The 1,111-nt window shown below is 57.2% G+C and carries 1 protein-coding gene; it reads right to left on the bottom strand.

Annotation, left to right across the window (positions count from 1 at the left end):
• Positions 1-479 precede the first annotated feature (479 nt).
• Positions 480-1,111 (bottom strand): hypothetical protein (locus ACFVHU_RS18595; protein WP_388026064.1); only part of this gene is annotated, 632 nt, incomplete at its 5' end.

Below are 1,111 nucleotides of genomic sequence, written 5' to 3'. Positions count from 1 at the left end.
GGTGTGGGAGAGTAGGTCACCGCCGGACTTAACTTGAGTAGATGGTTTGAGGCCCTGGTACCGTTTGGTGCCGGGGCCTCACCTGTTTAACCCGTCCCCTGGTAATCGACTTGCTACAGCCTATGGGTTCAGTTTCATGCTAGGCCCTTTTTGTCGTTAACCCCTTTTAGAAGAGTTGAATCTATCAAGGGGCTTCGATCGGCTACGCATGCGTCGATGGCTGGGGGGACAACCTTAGGGCCGCCACTGAGTGTCTTGCCACATTGGACCCGTTTCCCTATGGTATGACTCGTGCCTCCCGTAGACTTGAATTTAGATGTACATGCCTCGAGGGCATGCTGAATAGTTAATAGTGAAGTGATTTGCAAAGGCAAACACGAAGGTTGCGGTATTGAGATAGCCGCTGAAGGGGACATTAGATGTCTAACGAATTCCGCCGTAACTCCGACAACGGACGAGGCGACTTCCGGAACTCAGATTCAAACCGCAACAACTCCCGCGATGGCTTCAAGCGTCGCGACGACCGTAGTGATTTCAAGCGCACCGACGATAACCGTGGTGGCTTCCGCGGTGACCGCAATGCTGACCGCGGCGGTGACTTCAAGCGCGACGACAACCGTGGTGGTGGCTTCAAGCGTGATGACAACCGTGGTGGTGGCTTCAAGCGTGACGATAACCGCGGTGGCGGTTTCCGCAATGATGACCGTGGTGGTTTCCGCGGCGAGCGTCGCGATGACAACCGTGGCGGTGGCTTCCGCAATGATGACCGTGGTGGTTTCCGTGGCGAGCGTCGCGATGACAACCGCGGTGGCGGCTTCAAGCGTGATGACAACCGTGGCGGTGGCTTCAAGCGTGATGACAACCGCGGTGGCGGTTTCCGCAATGATGACCGTGGTGGCTTCAAGCGTGATGACAACCGCGGTGGCGGTTTCCGCAATGATGACCGTGGTGGCTTCAAGCGTGATGACAACCGCGGTGGCGGTTTCAAGCGTGATGACAACCGTGGCGGTGGCGGTTTCAAGCGTGATGACAACCGTGGCGGTGGCTTCAAGCGTGATGACAACCGCGGTGGCGGTTTCCGCAATGATGACCGTGGCGGCTTCAAGCGTGA

Source organism: Glutamicibacter sp. NPDC127525, from assembly GCF_042672105.1.
Taxonomy (GTDB): Bacteria; Actinomycetota; Actinomycetes; order Actinomycetales; family Micrococcaceae; genus Glutamicibacter.
This window is presented reverse-complemented; position numbering and strand designations above follow the sequence as displayed.